General features: G+C 40.1%; 13 protein-coding genes. 3 read left to right on the forward strand and 10 right to left on the reverse strand.

Features of this window, described 5'->3' with window-relative positions:
• Positions 1 to 25: 25 nt before the first annotated feature.
• From H6731_00720 to H6731_00730, 3 genes are read left to right on the forward strand one after another with little or no spacing between them, the layout of a single operon-like run.
• Positions 26 to 1,888 (forward strand): chorismate-binding protein, encoded by a 1,863-nt coding sequence (locus tag H6731_00720; protein ID USN50972.1) that lies wholly within the window; start codon positions 26 to 28, stop codon positions 1,886 to 1,888.
• On the forward strand, positions 1,876 to 2,604 hold the full coding sequence (locus H6731_00725; GenBank protein USN50973.1) for an aminotransferase class IV: 729 nt from the start codon (positions 1,876 to 1,878) through the stop codon (positions 2,602 to 2,604). Before H6731_00720 ends, H6731_00725 begins: the two co-directional genes overlap by 13 nt.
• Positions 2,605 to 2,617: 13 nt before the next feature.
• Positions 2,618 to 2,911, forward strand: a complete 294-nt coding sequence (locus tag H6731_00730; GenBank protein ID USN50974.1) for a DUF3817 domain-containing protein — start codon at positions 2,618 to 2,620, stop codon at positions 2,909 to 2,911.
• Here the strand turns inward: H6731_00730 and H6731_00735 are convergent.
• From H6731_00735 to prmC, 10 genes are all read right to left on the reverse strand, one after another.
• Positions 2,908 to 4,281 (reverse strand): amidophosphoribosyltransferase, encoded by a 1,374-nt coding sequence (locus tag H6731_00735; protein ID USN50975.1) that lies wholly within the window; start codon positions 4,279 to 4,281, stop codon positions 2,908 to 2,910. The genes H6731_00730 and H6731_00735 overlap by 4 nt on opposite strands.
• Positions 4,268 to 6,514 carry a phosphoribosylformylglycinamidine synthase subunit PurL gene (gene purL / locus H6731_00740; protein ID USN50976.1) on the reverse strand — a complete coding sequence of 749 codons (2,247 nt, stop codon included), beginning with the start codon at positions 6,512 to 6,514 and terminating at the stop codon, positions 4,268 to 4,270. The genes H6731_00735 and purL overlap by 14 nt, the downstream gene beginning before the upstream one ends.
• A gap of 5 nt (positions 6,515 to 6,519) precedes the next feature.
• Positions 6,520 to 7,188, reverse strand: a complete 669-nt coding sequence (gene purQ, locus H6731_00745; protein ID USN51900.1) for a phosphoribosylformylglycinamidine synthase subunit PurQ — start codon at positions 7,186 to 7,188, stop codon at positions 6,520 to 6,522.
• Between the two features lies 1 nt (position 7,189).
• Entirely contained in the window at positions 7,190 to 7,456 is a 267-nt protein-coding gene (gene purS, locus H6731_00750; GenBank protein USN50977.1) for a phosphoribosylformylglycinamidine synthase subunit PurS, read from the reverse strand.
• Between the two features lie 61 nt (positions 7,457 to 7,517).
• Positions 7,518 to 8,114, reverse strand: a complete 597-nt coding sequence (locus H6731_00755; GenBank protein ID USN50978.1) for a hypothetical protein — start codon at positions 8,112 to 8,114, stop codon at positions 7,518 to 7,520.
• 274 nt (positions 8,115 to 8,388) lie between these two features.
• Positions 8,389 to 10,395 (reverse strand): RNA polymerase sigma factor RpoD, encoded by a 2,007-nt coding sequence (gene rpoD / locus H6731_00760; protein ID USN51901.1) that lies wholly within the window; start codon positions 10,393 to 10,395, stop codon positions 8,389 to 8,391.
• 261 nt (positions 10,396 to 10,656) lie between these two features.
• On the reverse strand, positions 10,657 to 12,468 hold the full coding sequence (dnaG, locus tag H6731_00765; GenBank protein USN50979.1) for a DNA primase: 1,812 nt from the start codon (positions 12,466 to 12,468) through the stop codon (positions 10,657 to 10,659).
• 17 nt (positions 12,469 to 12,485) lie between these two features.
• Positions 12,486 to 12,941: a GatB/YqeY domain-containing protein gene (locus H6731_00770; protein ID USN50980.1), complete on the reverse strand. Its 456-nt coding sequence runs from the start codon at positions 12,939 to 12,941 to the stop codon at positions 12,486 to 12,488.
• Positions 12,942 to 12,952: 11 nt separating this feature from the next.
• The gene (gene murA / locus H6731_00775; GenBank protein USN50981.1) at positions 12,953 to 14,233 is read right to left on the reverse strand and encodes a UDP-N-acetylglucosamine 1-carboxyvinyltransferase; all 1,281 of its coding nucleotides are present in this window, start codon (positions 14,231 to 14,233) and stop codon (positions 12,953 to 12,955) included.
• A gap of 15 nt (positions 14,234 to 14,248) precedes the next feature.
• Positions 14,249 to 15,052 carry a peptide chain release factor N(5)-glutamine methyltransferase gene (prmC, locus tag H6731_00780; GenBank protein USN50982.1) on the reverse strand — a complete coding sequence of 268 codons (804 nt, stop codon included), beginning with the start codon at positions 15,050 to 15,052 and terminating at the stop codon, positions 14,249 to 14,251.
• Between the last annotated feature and the right edge of the window lie 67 nt (positions 15,053 to 15,119).

Below are 15,119 nucleotides of genomic sequence, written 5' to 3' on the forward strand. Positions count from 1 at the left end.
AAATTTTCCTGAAAAAACTTTAAGCATGGAAATATTAGAATATTATCAATCGGCCCAAGTTGCGGGTCTTAAACCAACGCTTTTAGAATTTCAGCACCCACTCAAAAAAACTCCGTTGCTGATATGCGGTATTGCTCCAAACTATAACGTCCACGTAAAACATGGAAATTTATATAAAGATGAACACAAGATCGGTCATGCTTTGGATATTTTTGATCACCTTACACTATCATCTTGTCAACATTTTTTCCCAGCATTTTTAGGCTTTTTTAGCTATGAGTTTTCTCGATATTTTGGCTTAGCTACTCACCAAGGCCAACAAATTTTCCCTGAAGCTTTTTTTAGTCGTTATGAAAAAGGATTAGTAATAGATGATGGTGAGATTATACACCACGATCCAATTCTTATGAAAAAGCTTTCGATTTCTCCATTGAATATGCAGCATATCAATGCAGGCATGAACAAAGATAATTTTCTCGACGCAGTATCAAGCATTAAAAACACAATTAAAAATGGCGACGTTTATCAAGTAAACTTGAGTTTGCCTTTTTATTTCAGCAAAAACACCCATGCTTTATCTCTTTATCAATCCATGCGCACATGCAATCCAAGTCCATTTATGGGCCTCATGGAACACGACGATTGGTCTATCATCTGTGGTAGTCCAGAGCGATTATTCTCACTCAACAAGGGTATACTCGGCACACGTCCTATCGCTGGTACAAAAAAACGATGCGAAGATAATGTGTTAGATAATGCTCACATGAATGAGCTTAAAAACTGTCCCAAAGAAAACGCTGAGCATGTTATGTTGGTTGATCTTTTGCGGAACGATATGCATAAAGTCTGTCCAGAACAAGTAATTGTTACGGAAGATCGAAGCGTAGAATTTTATAGCCACGTCATGCATCTGGTCTCGCAAATTAACGGCCACAGCCAAAGTTCTCTCAAAGATATCATTCACGCCCTATTTCCAGGAGGAACCATCACAGGAGCTCCCAAAGCAAATGTTATGGCATCTATTGCTGCACTTGAGACACAGCCTCGAGGTCCTTACACAGGGACTTTAGGCTATATTTCCTCGGGCTTTGGAAGTGATTTTAATATTCTTATTCGCAGCGTTCTAAGAGCTCATAAACGCATGTTTATCAACAGTGGAGCAGGTATCGTCATTGACAGCAATCCTGAACACGAATGGGAAGAAGTTAATCGCAAAGCAGAATTTATTAAGGATATTCTTCTCAAGCAAACCTTAAAAAAACATAGAAGAGCCTGTATAGTTGGCCCCTGCTTGAAGCCAGCAAAAAATCTAAAACAGTTCAAAGCGAAAAAAGTCTTGTTTATAGAAAACAATGATTCATTTGGTTTCAATATTATCGCACTGCTTCGTTCACTTGGTGTAAATGTTCGAGTTTCTTCGCCGAACACCTCTTTGATACTCGACGACTACACTCATGCCTTAGTTGGTCCTGGACCAGGTAATCCAAGCAAGAATCACAATTTATTGGAACAAATATCTGCCATTCTACATCGACAAATTCCCGCTTTAGGTATTTGTCTTGGCCATCAGGCTATCGCTCATTATTTTGGCGCAACAATCTGTAAACTTCCCCCTCTGCACGGGCAAAGAGTAGCGATTACTCATCATCAAAAACGACTATTTAAAGGTCTTAACTCTCCCACTTTTTTTACTCGTTATCATTCCCTCGCTGTCAAGCAAGCTCCAGCTAATTTCATAATAGATGCTTACAGCGATGATGACTGCATTATGGCAATAAGTCACAAAACACTTCCTATCTTTGGCGTGCAATTTCACCCAGAAAGCTATCTCAGCGAAAACAGTCACACTATTTTAGAAAATTTTCTGGAGTATTCATGGCCCACTTAATTCTTAACGGCCGTAAAGCTTCGTTGGACGAAAATCTTTTTGCCTCATTTCACGGATCAAGTGTTTTTACTACGCTTCGTTCTAAAAATAGAGTTTTGTGCTATTGGGCTCAACATTGGCAGCGTTTGTGTCGACATGCGCGTTTTTTTTCGTACTCTATTCCAAAAGAAAATCATGTGCGAAATCAGATTCAATCAGCGCTTGTTAAAAGCAATCATGATCAAAAAATTAGAATAATCATCAATCAACAATTTTACGCCATAACCATTGAAGATATGGTTCCTATTGATCAGAGCATTTATCAGGGCGTAGAAGTAATTATTTCTCGCTATCAGGTACACCCTCAACTTGCCCATCTTAAAACTGCCAACTACCTTCCTTACACACTAGCGCTCAAAGAAGCTCAGTCCAAGGGTGTTTTCGAGGCTTTACTGAGCAATCAAGAAGGCTTTGTGGTTGATGGTTCCCGCTGTGGACTCCTTCTTTTTAAGCAAGAGCAATTTTTTTCACTTGAGGGTGGGCTTGAGAGCATTATGCGAGAAGCTGCAATTAATTTTATTAAAGATTCAAAAAAATTTTCTGTGCACAAAAAATATTTTAACCAAGAAGAGCTTGATGGTCAGTTGCTCCTTTGTAATTCGCTCTTAGGAATTGTTCCCGTGGGAGCCCCTATCCACCCTTTTATAATTAAACTGATCGATTATTTTCGCTACTAAGAGAGGTGCAACAATGGAAAAATTATTTCTTTTCTTGGGCAGACTTGAAGGTACTTCATTTTTATTGCTACTTTTTATCGCTATGCCTTTGAAGTACTATGCTCATCTACCTGTAGCAGTAAAGATTTTAGGCCCTGTTCATGGCTTTTTATTTTTGGGATATGTCGTCTGGGCTTTATGGTGTGGACTTGAGCTTAAGTGGTCATCAAAAAAATACTTTTTAGCTTTCTTGGCGGCCGTATTTCCATTCGGAACCTTTATATTTGAAAAATTCTACTTTAAAAACAAAGTAGAAAAATACAGCTAAACGGGATAATTACCACTAAAACAGGCATCACACATATTTGCGTTGTTGCCTGCCTGCGAAAATGCTTCATACATCCCTTTGATAGACAAATAAGCCAAGGAATCGACATTTAGAAAAAACGCTATTTCATCGACACTTTTTCGAGAGGCGATCAACTCTTCTTTAGTGGGGGTCGCTATTCCATAATGACAAGGGTGGGTTGTCATTGGAGCGCTGATGCGCATATGCACCTCTGAAGCTCCTGCTAAGCGCAAAAGTTCAACAATTTTTTTGCTTGTTGTGCCTCTCACGATACTATCGTCAACAACAACGATTTTCTTTCCGCTTACCACTTCCCTTACCGGGCTCAACTTTAAACGCACACCAAAATGACGAATACGATCTTCGGGCTCTATAAAAGTTCTTCCCACATAATGATTACGCACTAAACCAATATCATAGGGAATGCCCGAGCATTGGGCATAGCCCATTGCCGCCAGCACGCCAGAATCAGGAACGGCAATAACAGCATCTGCCTGAACTGGTGATTCTTTGGCTAACTGAACTCCCAAATTTTTTCTTGTACTAAAAACTGAGCGGCCAAATAAATGACTGTCAGGTCGCGCAAAATAGATATGTTCAAAAATACAGGGAGCTGCCTTTGATTTATAACGATCAACAAGGTCATAGCTTTTAACCCCTTCTTGATCTATCAGCACTAATTCTCCTGGTTCAACTTCTCTAATGCACTGAGCATTGATCAAAGGAAAACTGCAATCTTCCGAAGCCAAAACATAGCCTTGCTCTAATTTCCCTAAGAACAAGGGACGAATGCCATAAGGATCTCGTGCACCAACAAGTTTATCCTCAATCATCATACTCAGCGAATACGCTCCTTGGATTTTTTCCAAACTATCGCGCAGACGAGAAATTAAATTATCGCAGCGAGAGTGAGCAAAGAGATGACAAATAACTTCCGTATCAGAATGAGCTTGAAAAATGGCTCCTTCTTTCTCCAGCCGGCTGCGCAAAAAATCAGCGTTCACTAAATTTCCATTGTGAGCTACCGCCATGTGACCATGACCGGTTCGAGCTAAAATTGGTTGGCAATCATTGAGATTTGTTTTTCCTGCAGTGGTATAGCGAACATGACCTACAGCTATATTTCCCTTGAGGCGAGCAAGATTCTTTTCACTAAATACATCACTCACCAGCCCCATTCCCACTTCACGGGTGAAGGTGCCAGCATGGTGAGTGACAATGCCGGCTGAATCTTGTCCTCGATGTTGAAGCGCATGCATTGCTAAATAAGCCAGATGCGCTGCCTCGTCATGGCCATAAATACCAACTACACCACATTTATCGCGAAAGCGATCATTAGTTCTTGGCAAGCCATTCTCCTAAATGATTAAAATAATGTGCTCTCATATCACAAACAGACTCTTCATGAATAATTTCTCTTCCATGAAAAACAGATAATGAGTTTCCCCTGATAAAACCAAGTGGATTGAAATCTACCTGAGAACAAGTTTCAACAAATTGATCGCGCTTATTGGGGGATATGCAAGCTACTATCCGAGGAGAGTCCTCCGATAACAGATGCATGGCAATTTCATTTCTTGCCATACCTTCAGAAAAATTCACCTGCATGCCACACTGCGAATGTGTAGCTATTTTTATCAAGGAGAGCAGCAGTCCTCCCTTTGAAACCACACTCATACAACAGCAAATATTTTTAGAAACTAATTCTGAAACGGCATGAGCAAGCTTGATAATTTTCTCATGCTCCCACGCATCAATGTGATGATTGTCGTAGGTCTCATCGTGAAATACTGCTTCACTTCCTACATAATCTTTTGGCGCACTCCCTAATAGCACTATTTCATCTTCCTCGCATGCGGCAGAAAAAATAGTTTTCTTCTGCGGAGAACCCGAAAGCCCTACCATTGATAGAGCAAGGGTTGGTAATATTGGAGACCCACGTGTTTCGTTGTAGAGGCTTACATTACCCGAAATGATAGGAACATCTATTTGCGTTGCTGCCTGTGCCATACCATCAATGGAATTTTTTAACTGAGTCATCACCTCTTCATTTTCTGGAGATCCATAGTTAAGGCAGTTAGAAATTCCTATTGCTTTACATCCTTGTACTGAAATCTCTAATAAACTTGTGAAAATAGTTCTGCGAGCACCTTCAAAGGAATTATTTTTCAAGAGTCGCGGCATCGCCAATAAGGATAAAGCAACCGCCTTTTGAGAGTTCGGCACTTTTACAAAGGCTGCATCAGAACACCCAGGCTCAATCAAAGTATTGATTCCAATATGATGATCAAACTGATCGGTAATGAAAGATACATCCTTTTGTCCAAGATCATTTCGCCAAGAAGAAAATGCCTGTTTCAAATCAATTTCACAGCGTTGTTTTAGAGAAAATATATTTTTTGGAATAGTGCTGTGATAACTGCGCCTATAGCGAGGTGCATTTTCTATAATTAATGTTGGAGCAAGATGAGCAACTTCATTTCCATGGTAATGAATAGAAATAATACCATCGCCAGTTACTGCACCTATATCAACAGCATCGAGTTCATACCGTGAAAATATTTCTTGTATTCGTGAAACATTTTTTGTTTGAGCAACCATCACCATACGCTCTTGGCTTTCCGACAGCATAATATCGTAGGCGCTCATAAAAGCATCTCGCACGGGTACATCATCGAGATTAATAGACAAACCTACCGATCCACGATTAGCCATTTCAAAACACGATGAGGTCATCCCTGCGGCACCCATATCCTGAATACCAACAACTAATCCCTCTTCAAAGCACTGAAGACATGCTTCCAAAAGCAATTTTTCTTTGAATGGATCTCCTACTTGTACCGTTGGCCTTTTATCAGTTTCATCACCAAAAGTATCTGAGGCCATCACAGCACCCATAATTCCATCACGGCCTGTTTTTGCCCCCACATAAAGCAAACGGTTTTTGATACCCGCAGCAGCCCCTAAAAATATCGCTTCTTTTTTAGCCACTCCCATGGCAAAGGCATTTACTAAATTATTTCCATTGTAACTTTTATCAAAATCTACATTGCTCAAGACTGTAGCCACACCAAAACAATTGCCATAGCTTGCAATACCACGCACAACTCCATCAAAAAGTTGAGGAACTTTTTTATGTCTTGGTTCACCAAAACGCAAAAGATTGGCCGCAAGAAAAGGACGTGCCCCCATAGTAAAAACATCACGCAAAATCCCACCAACTCCAGTGGCTGCACCTTGAAATGGTTCAATAAAGCTTGGGTGATTATGACTTTCTATTTTAAAAACAAGAGCATCGCCATCGCCGATATCAAGCACTCCTGCATTTTCTCCTGGTCCAACCAAAACATATTGGCCTTTGCTTGGCAATTTCGATAAATGGGCTTTGGTAGATTTGTAGGAGCAATGTTCGCTCCATAAAGCGCCTATAATTCCAAGCTCTACTTTATTGGGCATACGCCCGATCAATCGCTGTACTCTTTTAAATTCCTCAGTAGTTAAGCCAACTTCACTTGCCTGCGATTCATCAACAAGATGAAGATCTTCCAAAGTTCGAAATGATTTTTGTTTTTTGTTATCCATCGTTCTTAACCAAATAGAAATTCTTGTAAGATTACGCAGCCATCTCGCCCATGCATTGCTTCTCTTGCTAGTCTTTCAGGATGAGGCATCATCCCGATAATATTGCGCTTTATCCCTGCCACAATTCCAGCAATTCCATGAGCAGAACCATTTATGCTCGCGGCATTATCTTCATCGAGTTCTTGATAACGCAAAATAATTTGTTGATTACGCTCAAGTTGCTCCAAGGTTTCTTCATCGGCAAAATATCTTCCTTCGCCATGAGCTACAGCGACATCAATCGCTATAGGTGCCAAAGAACAATTCATTCCAGAATAATCAGCCTTGGTAATCTTACATACAAAACGGCCATGACTATTTTTAAGTAATGTTCCAGGCAGCAGACCTGCTTCGCACAAAACCTGAAAACCGTTGCAGATGCCTAAAATTTTTTTGCCGTTTTGAGCAAAAGTTTTAACTGCACGCATAATCGGGGAATGCGCAGCTAAGGCCCCTGCTCGAAGATAATCTCCAAAAGAAAACCCACCTGGCAAAAACAAGTGGGTAATATCATCGCCTATGAATTCATCACTATGCCAAATAGGAAGTGCTTCAAGTTCATAAACTTCTTTTAGTACGGTAATGATATCTCGCTCACAATTTGATGCAGGAAATACCACAACACCTGGACGCACTTTATTGTTCATGATCATTCTCGTCGATGAATGAAAGCTGTGCATCTTCCATGATTGGATTGGAAAGAATTTCAGATGCTGCCGTCTTTATTTTATTGATCTGCTCAGAAATTTCTTGCCGATCATTGAGCGTCACATCGATGACCTTACCGATACGAACGAGAGGCGTCTCAATCCCCTGCCTCTGCAGTGACTTCTTAAGCGCTTCCCCTGCAGGATCTAGAATATCTTTTTTAATGTTCACAACTACACGAACAGTGCTTACCATGCTCACCTCGCGATCTTTTGGTCGTGAGCATTCAGTTAGCGTCGTAAAATTGGTTTTACAATTACCACATCTGGCAAAACATCGTTATGCAAATAAATCTAAATGGCATAGTTTCGCCACATGACACAGAAATATTTGGCGTAGAATAATTTTCTTTGCAATAATTTTTTCTCTTGTTTTTTTTAGATTTGTCTCGACTATTTCTATAATCACCGCTCCATATTTTTTGTTGATCGTATGAGATCATTTGCTGTCCAACGCCACTCTTTACTTGGAAATTTTTCTGAGGTTGTCGTTTGCTGCAAGCATGAGCTTTTGGAGGGTAAATTTTTATTTCATTAAAATATTTTTCGCACAAAGATTTTATTTGCCTGTTTGATAAATCTGTTTCAGAAAAAAAATGTTTGCACTCTTTTTTAAAATTTCGCCAACCAATATTTTTGATTTTCTGCGCATTTTTTTTATTCTTCCCGTGAACTCCTTTGTAATATTTTGATGTTGCATAAATTTTAGGGTTGATTTCACTTCGGTTATCGTCACAAATTTCAATTTGTTCATACTCTTGATACGTGTCTGAACTATAACAAAATAAAGCTAAACTCCCGATCAGCGAACAAAAGGTTAAAACAACATTTAAAGCTAAGGGATAATGTTTCATACTCTCGCTCCTCTTTAATTTTAGAAATTTCGTGCCCCTCACTTCAAAAGTTAAAAAAGTGAGGCACAAATCCAAATAGCTAAGAGCGTTCAGACAATATCTTTTATTTCAAGAATCACCACTCTTGATAAAAATCTCTCCCTTACTCGATTAGACTAAGAAAACCCGTAAAAACTGTTAAAAAACACAATTATCTGCTTTAAGTATTTTAAAAGTATCGCAAAAAAAATGAGACCATCTTTGGCCTCACTAATTCTTGGAACAAACTAATTTATTAGTTCGAATTTGAAGTGCTGCGATTTACAGGCCTGCCTGGTTCTGAAAAGGCAAATAATTTTTTAGCTCTCGAAGGGTGACGCAACTTTCTTAGGGCTTTAGCCTCAATCTGCCTAATACGTTCACGCGTTACTTCAAAATCTTGTCCAACTTCTTCTAGGGTATGATCCGAACGTTCACCAATACCAAAGCGCATGCGCAAAACTTTTTCTTCACGAGGAGTCAAAGTTGCAAGAACTTTACGGGTTTGTTCCCCCAAATTCATCTGCATAACAGCATTGGATGGGTTGGTTGCTGTTTTATCCTCGATAAAATCACCCAAAGAAGAGCCTCCTTCATCCTCATCACCAATGGGAGTTTCCAAAGAAATTGGTTCTTTGGCAATTTTCAAAACCTTTCGCACTTTATCTTCAGGCAACTCCATTTTTTCTGCGATCTCTTCAGGAGTTGGTTCCCGGCCCAGCTCTTGTACCAAATAGCGACTTGTCCGAATAAGTTTGTTGATAGTCTCGATCATGTGTACAGGGATACGAATAGTACGCGCTTGATCGGCAATTGCACGAGTAATCGCCTGCCTAATCCACCAGGTTGCATAGGTGGAAAATTTGTAGCCACGTTTATATTCAAATTTATCAACAGCCTTCATCAAACCAATATTGCCTTCTTGAATCAGATCAAGAAATTGCAAACCACGATTGGTATATTTTTTAGCGATGGAAACAACTAAGCGCAGATTGGCCTCAACCAATTGTTCTTTTCCTCTGTTAGCTTTTCTTTCTCCACGAGCAATATTTTTACTGGTTTCTCGCAGAGTATCTACATCAACTTGAGCTTCTTCTTCTACGCGTTTAACGCGATGCACCGCCATTACAATGGTGCGATACCATTCTTGTAAAAGCTCAATTGGTTGATGCCATTTCTTTGCCAATACAAGCATTTGCTCATTCGAGTCACGCGCTTCTCTAAGTTCCCTTAAAATAGTAGTGCTATTATCACGAGCCATACGCTCTATATTAGCGAGTTCAAATTCCGCTTTCGTAATTCTGCGAACCAATACTTTAATGCGCTGTACAATACGATCAATTTGGCGTTTGTTGATCTTAAGATCTCTCAACTGCATTACAATTTCAGCTTGTAGTTCTGCAAGCCTTTCTTGATGTTCCATGCTTTTGCCGGAACTTTTCGCCTTTTGATATTTCTCAAGCTGCTCTTCATATCTTTCGCGTAGAATTTTAAGTTCGCTCATGATGCGCAACGCGCGCTCTGTCACTTTTGGCTCGTCAAATTCAATTGTTTGCCCATCTTCACCAGGTTCATTTTCTTTGACGATTTCTTTAACGCGGATTTTGCCCTTTCTTAAGCGATCTCCGAGTTCCAAAATTTCGGAAAGACAAATGGTTGTTCCTAGCACAGCATCAAGTACCTCTATCTCACCTTGTTCAATACGCTTAGCAATATCAACCTCGCCATCACGCGTGAGAAGATTTACTGATCCCATTCTACTTAAATAGAGACGAACGGGATCATTGCCTTTGGCAAATTCATTGAACTCTGTTTCATCTTCAACACTTTCCTCGTCAAATTCCTCATCACTTTCCCGCATCATCATGTCAGGAAATTCTTTTGATGGATCTTCTATGACCTCAATGTCTGACTCTGCCAGCATGGCAATGACATTCTCAATTTCTTGGACACTGTTAACTTCCGGACCAAGCCCCTCATTGAGCTCGTCGAAACTGATGGAGCCTCTTTCTTTACCTTTTTGCAAAAGCTTTTTAATCTCTTTTTTCTCGAACAAAGACTTGTTTAAAATAGCTTTTTCAGAAGTACCTGACTTATTCAGTATTTGGTCCTTTTCCACCTTGCCACTCTTTTTAGCTCCACTTATCGACGTCTTTAAAGCAGCGCTGTTTTCCTCGCTCTTAGCCTTAGACACTACAGCGCTCTTCTTCGTTCCTTTAGTTGAAGAAGCAACAGGGGTTTCTTTTTTTGATTTTAAACTCATCGTTCGTACCACCGACAATAAAATTATTTTACCAAACCACACGCCTATGAGAGCCTGTCTAGAGCCTATGCTCATAGTTTTATGCTTCGTTTTTCAAAGCAAAAAACAAAGTGAAAGGCCGTTACATGTTGTTTAGTGATTCAGCCTAACAAACTATTCAAGGACAATCATCAATCTACGCAGTAAATATACACACTGGAATTTTAGGCTCCCTAACAGCATTAGGCAATGCCCACCTCTGTACAATTTAAAAGAGCTTATTTAGAACCAATCGTTTTCGCAATCAAACTCTATTTCTTGTGAGTCTAACTTTGCTATTTCAATGACTTTTTTAGGTTCTTCGGAAGACTTCACACTATGCTCCCTGGGCTTAGAATTCCTAATTTTATTCTTTGCCAAGATCGAACTTTGCTCACGCAAGGTTTCAAACACTGATGCAAAATCTTTATTTTTTTCAGCTTCTTGCAACTTCTGACGCTTGGCTTTCAAGACATTACGGCTCACAGATTTATCAACCCGCACTTGTAGAGCTGATAGCATTTCTCGAGCTTCATCTAGTGAAAACTTCAACACGTCATCTCTTTGAGGCAACTGTTTAATCAGTTCGTGATGTTTTTCAATCTGCGCAAAAGATGTTCTTAACTCGGGGCGTACTCGCTCCCACAATGAATCAGAAATCTCATCCATCAAATCCGGGGCTGAATATAAAATTTCCAGCAACCATTTTTCTTCCACGTTCAATTGAAACTCGTTGTTTTTTTCCTGAACTTTTTGAACCTCTTGCCTATAAGAATTTTTCTTGGCCTTTTGAGAAATTTCTGTCCACAAGATGCCAGGATCTTCATGCAATTTATTTGCTAAATATGCCACGTATTGCCTGCGGACCAGAGGGCGCGAGATACTTGCTAGTATAGGCAAAAGCTCATCAATTTCATGGATTCTGCTACTAATTTCGCGATCTATATTTAGGGCTACACGCTCAATAACAAGGCACGTCGCATCTATAGATTGCTGGATTCTTTCTTTAAGAATGTTTAATTGACCCAAAGCCAGATAATCTCCTGGATCTTTTTTTTCAAGCACCACCGCCTGAGTAGTAATGTTTGCCTGCCAAAATTTCACCAAAGAACTTTTCAATGCTTTAAACCCTGCTTTATCATCGTCAAAACAGATAATCACGCGCGAAGAAATTCTTTTAAATTGCTTAATATGCTCGTCCGATAGGGCTGTACCACATAGCGCCAAGGCAGGAACACCTATAGCCCAAAGCGCCATAGCATCAAAATATCCTTCAACCAAAAAAGGTGTTTTGCCTTTTAAAATTGCTTTTTGTGATTCAAAAACCCCATAAAAATTTTTTTTCTTTTCATAAAATTTGTAAGACTGAGTATTTACATATTTTGGAGCATTATCGCTTTCACTAAGCAACGATCTTCCACCAAAAGCAATAATTTTGCCATCAACTCTTTTTATTGGAATAGTGATTCTTCCCAAAAACTGAGGAACTAGAGAAAATGCTCCTGGCTTTAGTAGACCTGCCTCGATTGCAGTTTTCTCTTTTATGTTATTTTTCAAAAGATAATTTATAAAATCATTTTTTATTACACCGCCAAATCCCAAACCTGCCTGACGGAGCATCGATTCTTTTAAGCGACGCTCTTCTAATAAGTAGCGAAGAGCATGACGACCAGCATCACTAAAAAGCTGTTCCACAAAATAACGGGATGCGACAGCTTGGGCATGAAGTAAAATCTGCTCATCTGGCAGAAATTGGCTTTTAGCTTTTTGACTAAAAGCTTCTATGCCTGCTTTATCACACAGTTCACCAAGGGCTTCTTTAAAAGCTATCCCTCTTATACGCATAATAAATGCAAAAATATCGCCAGAAGCCCCACATCCAAAGCATTTATAGCTACCCAAGTGATCTCTCACGTGAAAAGATGGGGTTTTTTCTTTATGAAAAGGACATAAACCTAAAAAATGTGAACCTCTCCCTTTCAGTTCAACTGCTTGTCCCACAATTGAACTTAAGAGAATACGTTTTTTTATTTCTTGGATCACATTATTGTTCATTTATAAACCGAACATAGCTAGAGCAAACTTTTAACAACTGCCTGTATTCGCTTTCCGTCGGCACGGCCGGCTGCTTTGCTAATCGCAACTCCCATTACTTTACCGATATCTTTCATACTGCTCGCATTAGACTCGGCAATGGCTTCCTTAACCAAACTTTCGAGTTCATCATCTGTCAAACTTTTTGGCAGATAAGCTTCTACCACAAACAGTTCTCGCTCTTCCTTCTCAGCCAAATCTTGTCGGCCCGCAGCGCGATATGACTCCATTGCTTCTCGACGCTGTTTCGCCATCTTTTGTAGCACCTCAAATGCTGTATCATCGCTGACACTGCGTCCATCTCCCCCCATAATATTATCTTTGATTGCCCGATTTTTTAATTCAGCTATGATCATGCTCAAGGCATCCTTCCGAGCATCCTTATTTTTCATAGCAGCCTTCCAGTCTTCCACTACTCTTTTTTGCAAATTCATAAACTCTCCTTTTATATTTGTGTGACACGCTTAACACGTGCTCCTAGTTGTTCCAGTTTTTTCTCCAAACTTTCATAGCCTCGATCAAGATGATACACTCTCCTGATTTCGCTCGTACCATGAGCTGCCAAAGCTGCTATCACCAAACTCGCCGAAGCCCTGAGATCAGTAGCCATTACTTGAGCTCCACTCAAGCATTCTATCCCGTTTACTTTTGCTATCCCCTTTTCAACTTTTATATTTGCTCCCATGCGCCCTAATTCAGGCACATGCATCATGCGGTTTTCAAAAATTCGCTCGTAAATAACTGAGGTTCCTTCCGCCAATGCCATGGCAGCCATAAATTGGGCCTGCATATCAGTTGGAAAACCAGGATAAGCACCTGTCTCTATGTCAGTCGCTTTCAATCGAGAACAAGGAATAACTTCTAAATCTATAAGCCCTTCACAACTGTTCTCATAGCTTTTGAATCGGAGTCCCGCACTGGCAAATCTCTCAGTTATATTGCTAATATCTTGCCCGCAAATATTTTTAAGCTTAATAGAGCTGCCGGTCGCTCCGGCAATAGCAATAAAAGTTCCTGCTTCTATGCGATCAGCTTTGATACTATAATCAAGCCCACAAAGTGAACTCACCCCACTAATACGAAGTGTCGATGTCCCGGCTCCCTCAATATTTGCACCTGCCTTATTGAGTGCGGCACAGAGTTCTACAATCTCTGGCTCCCTCGCAACTTTACTAAGCGTAGTCACTCCCTGAGCCAACACTGCTGCCATTATCAATTGCTCTGTTGCTCCGACTGAGGGCATAGGCAATTGGAAATCCGCCCCAATAAAATGCCCTTTTTTTAGTTCAGCATGGATATAGCCTTCGCTAACTTCTATGCTTGCCCCAAGACACTCCAAACCCTGCAGATGAATATCAACGGGCCGACTACCGATAGCGCAGCCTCCAGGTAATGAAACTTCGGCGCGTCCTAAGCGTGCGAGGAGAGGTGCAAGCACCAATACCGAAGCACGCATTTTTCGCACCATCTCATAATTTGCTCGATGACTTCCTATACATGTAGCATCGATAATAACTTCATTGTTTTCAAAATGACATTCAGGTCCAAGAGCACCCAAAAGCGACAATAAAAAGCGAGTATCTGCAAGGTTGGGAACATTACGAATAGAGCTTTTACCATCACACAAAAGACTTGCTATCAGCACGGGCAAGGCCGAATTTTTTGAACCCGATATTGTTACTTCGCCTTTTAAAGAGCACCCACCTTCAATAACTAACATTTCCATTTAACTACTACTCACTTATTTTTTTTGTAAAACTATAACTCGATCGTTCCCTGCCAAATCTTTTATCACTTGGCAATCTCGCCAATATTCGCTAACAAGACTTTTTATGAGGTGCGCCTGATTAAAGCCAATTTCCAGCACTAAATATCCTGAACTTACTAAATGCCGAAGAGCATCAGACAAAAGTCGGCGGTAAAATACAATACCTTCTTCGTCTCCCGCTTTCAAAGCCATTTCAGGTTCAAATTTTCTAACAGTGGCGGATAAATTTTCATAGTCCTCTTGCCCAATATAGGGAGGGTTAGCAACAACAAGTTGCGCTTGCTCCATAGGACCGAACGGAGCAAATAAATCACCACACCGCATATCAATTCTGTCAGCTACTCCCAATTTATGAGCATTAATAGAAGCTATATCCAATGCCTGCTGAGATAAGTCGCTTGCCACAGCAGTGATTTGTGGGCATTCGCGCAGAAGAGTTATAGCAATAACCCCGCTTCCGGTACAAATATCATATACACGATCACCACTTTTAAGTCGTGAAAGGCACTGTTCCACAACACATTCAGTATCTGGTCTTGGTATGAGACAGCGACTATTTACCTTAAAATCATAGCCAAAAAATTCTTTACTTTCTATAATGTACGCTATTGGCTCAAAACACATTCTTCGTTTTAGAAGTTTTAGAAATTGTGTTTCTTGTTCTGAGGTCATCATACGTTCAGGATAAAAAAAGCTCTCTTGATGGTCATAGCCAAGCACATGCTCCAATAAAATTCTTACGTCGAGTTGAGCAGTCTCAATTCCCAAATCACTCAAAAGCCCAGAAGCAAAATATTTTAGTTTCCTTAAAGAGAAAGAGTATCTATTGTCGCTACACTTTTTT

Source organism: Myxococcales bacterium (assembly GCA_023898405.1).
In the GTDB taxonomy this organism is placed as follows: domain Bacteria; phylum Myxococcota; class UBA727; order UBA727; family JABDBI01.

Bases quoted from the DNA above. Each gene is read 5' to 3' on its own strand.
- H6731_00720 (USN50972.1), top strand. From the start codon at position 26: ATGGAAATATTAGAATATTATCAATCGGCCCAAGTTGCGGGTCTTAAA.
- H6731_00725 (USN50973.1), top strand. From the start codon at position 1,876: ATGGCCCACTTAATTCTTAACGGCCGTAAAGCTTCGTTGGACGAAAAT.
- H6731_00730 (USN50974.1), top strand. From the start codon at position 2,618: ATGGAAAAATTATTTCTTTTCTTGGGCAGACTTGAAGGTACTTCATTT.
- purL (USN50976.1), bottom strand. From the start codon at position 6,514: ATGGATAACAAAAAACAAAAATCATTTCGAACTTTGGAAGATCTTCAT.
- purS (USN50977.1), bottom strand. From the start codon at position 7,456: ATGGTAAGCACTGTTCGTGTAGTTGTGAACATTAAAAAAGATATTCTA.
- H6731_00755 (USN50978.1), bottom strand. From the start codon at position 8,114: ATGAAACATTATCCCTTAGCTTTAAATGTTGTTTTAACCTTTTGTTCG.
- rpoD (USN51901.1), bottom strand. From the start codon at position 10,395: ATGAGTTTAAAATCAAAAAAAGAAACCCCTGTTGCTTCTTCAACTAAA.
- dnaG (USN50979.1), bottom strand. From the start codon at position 12,468: ATGAACAATAATGTGATCCAAGAAATAAAAAAACGTATTCTCTTAAGT.
- H6731_00770 (USN50980.1), bottom strand. From the start codon at position 12,941: ATGAATTTGCAAAAAAGAGTAGTGGAAGACTGGAAGGCTGCTATGAAA.
- murA (USN50981.1), bottom strand. From the start codon at position 14,233: ATGGAAATGTTAGTTATTGAAGGTGGGTGCTCTTTAAAAGGCGAAGTA.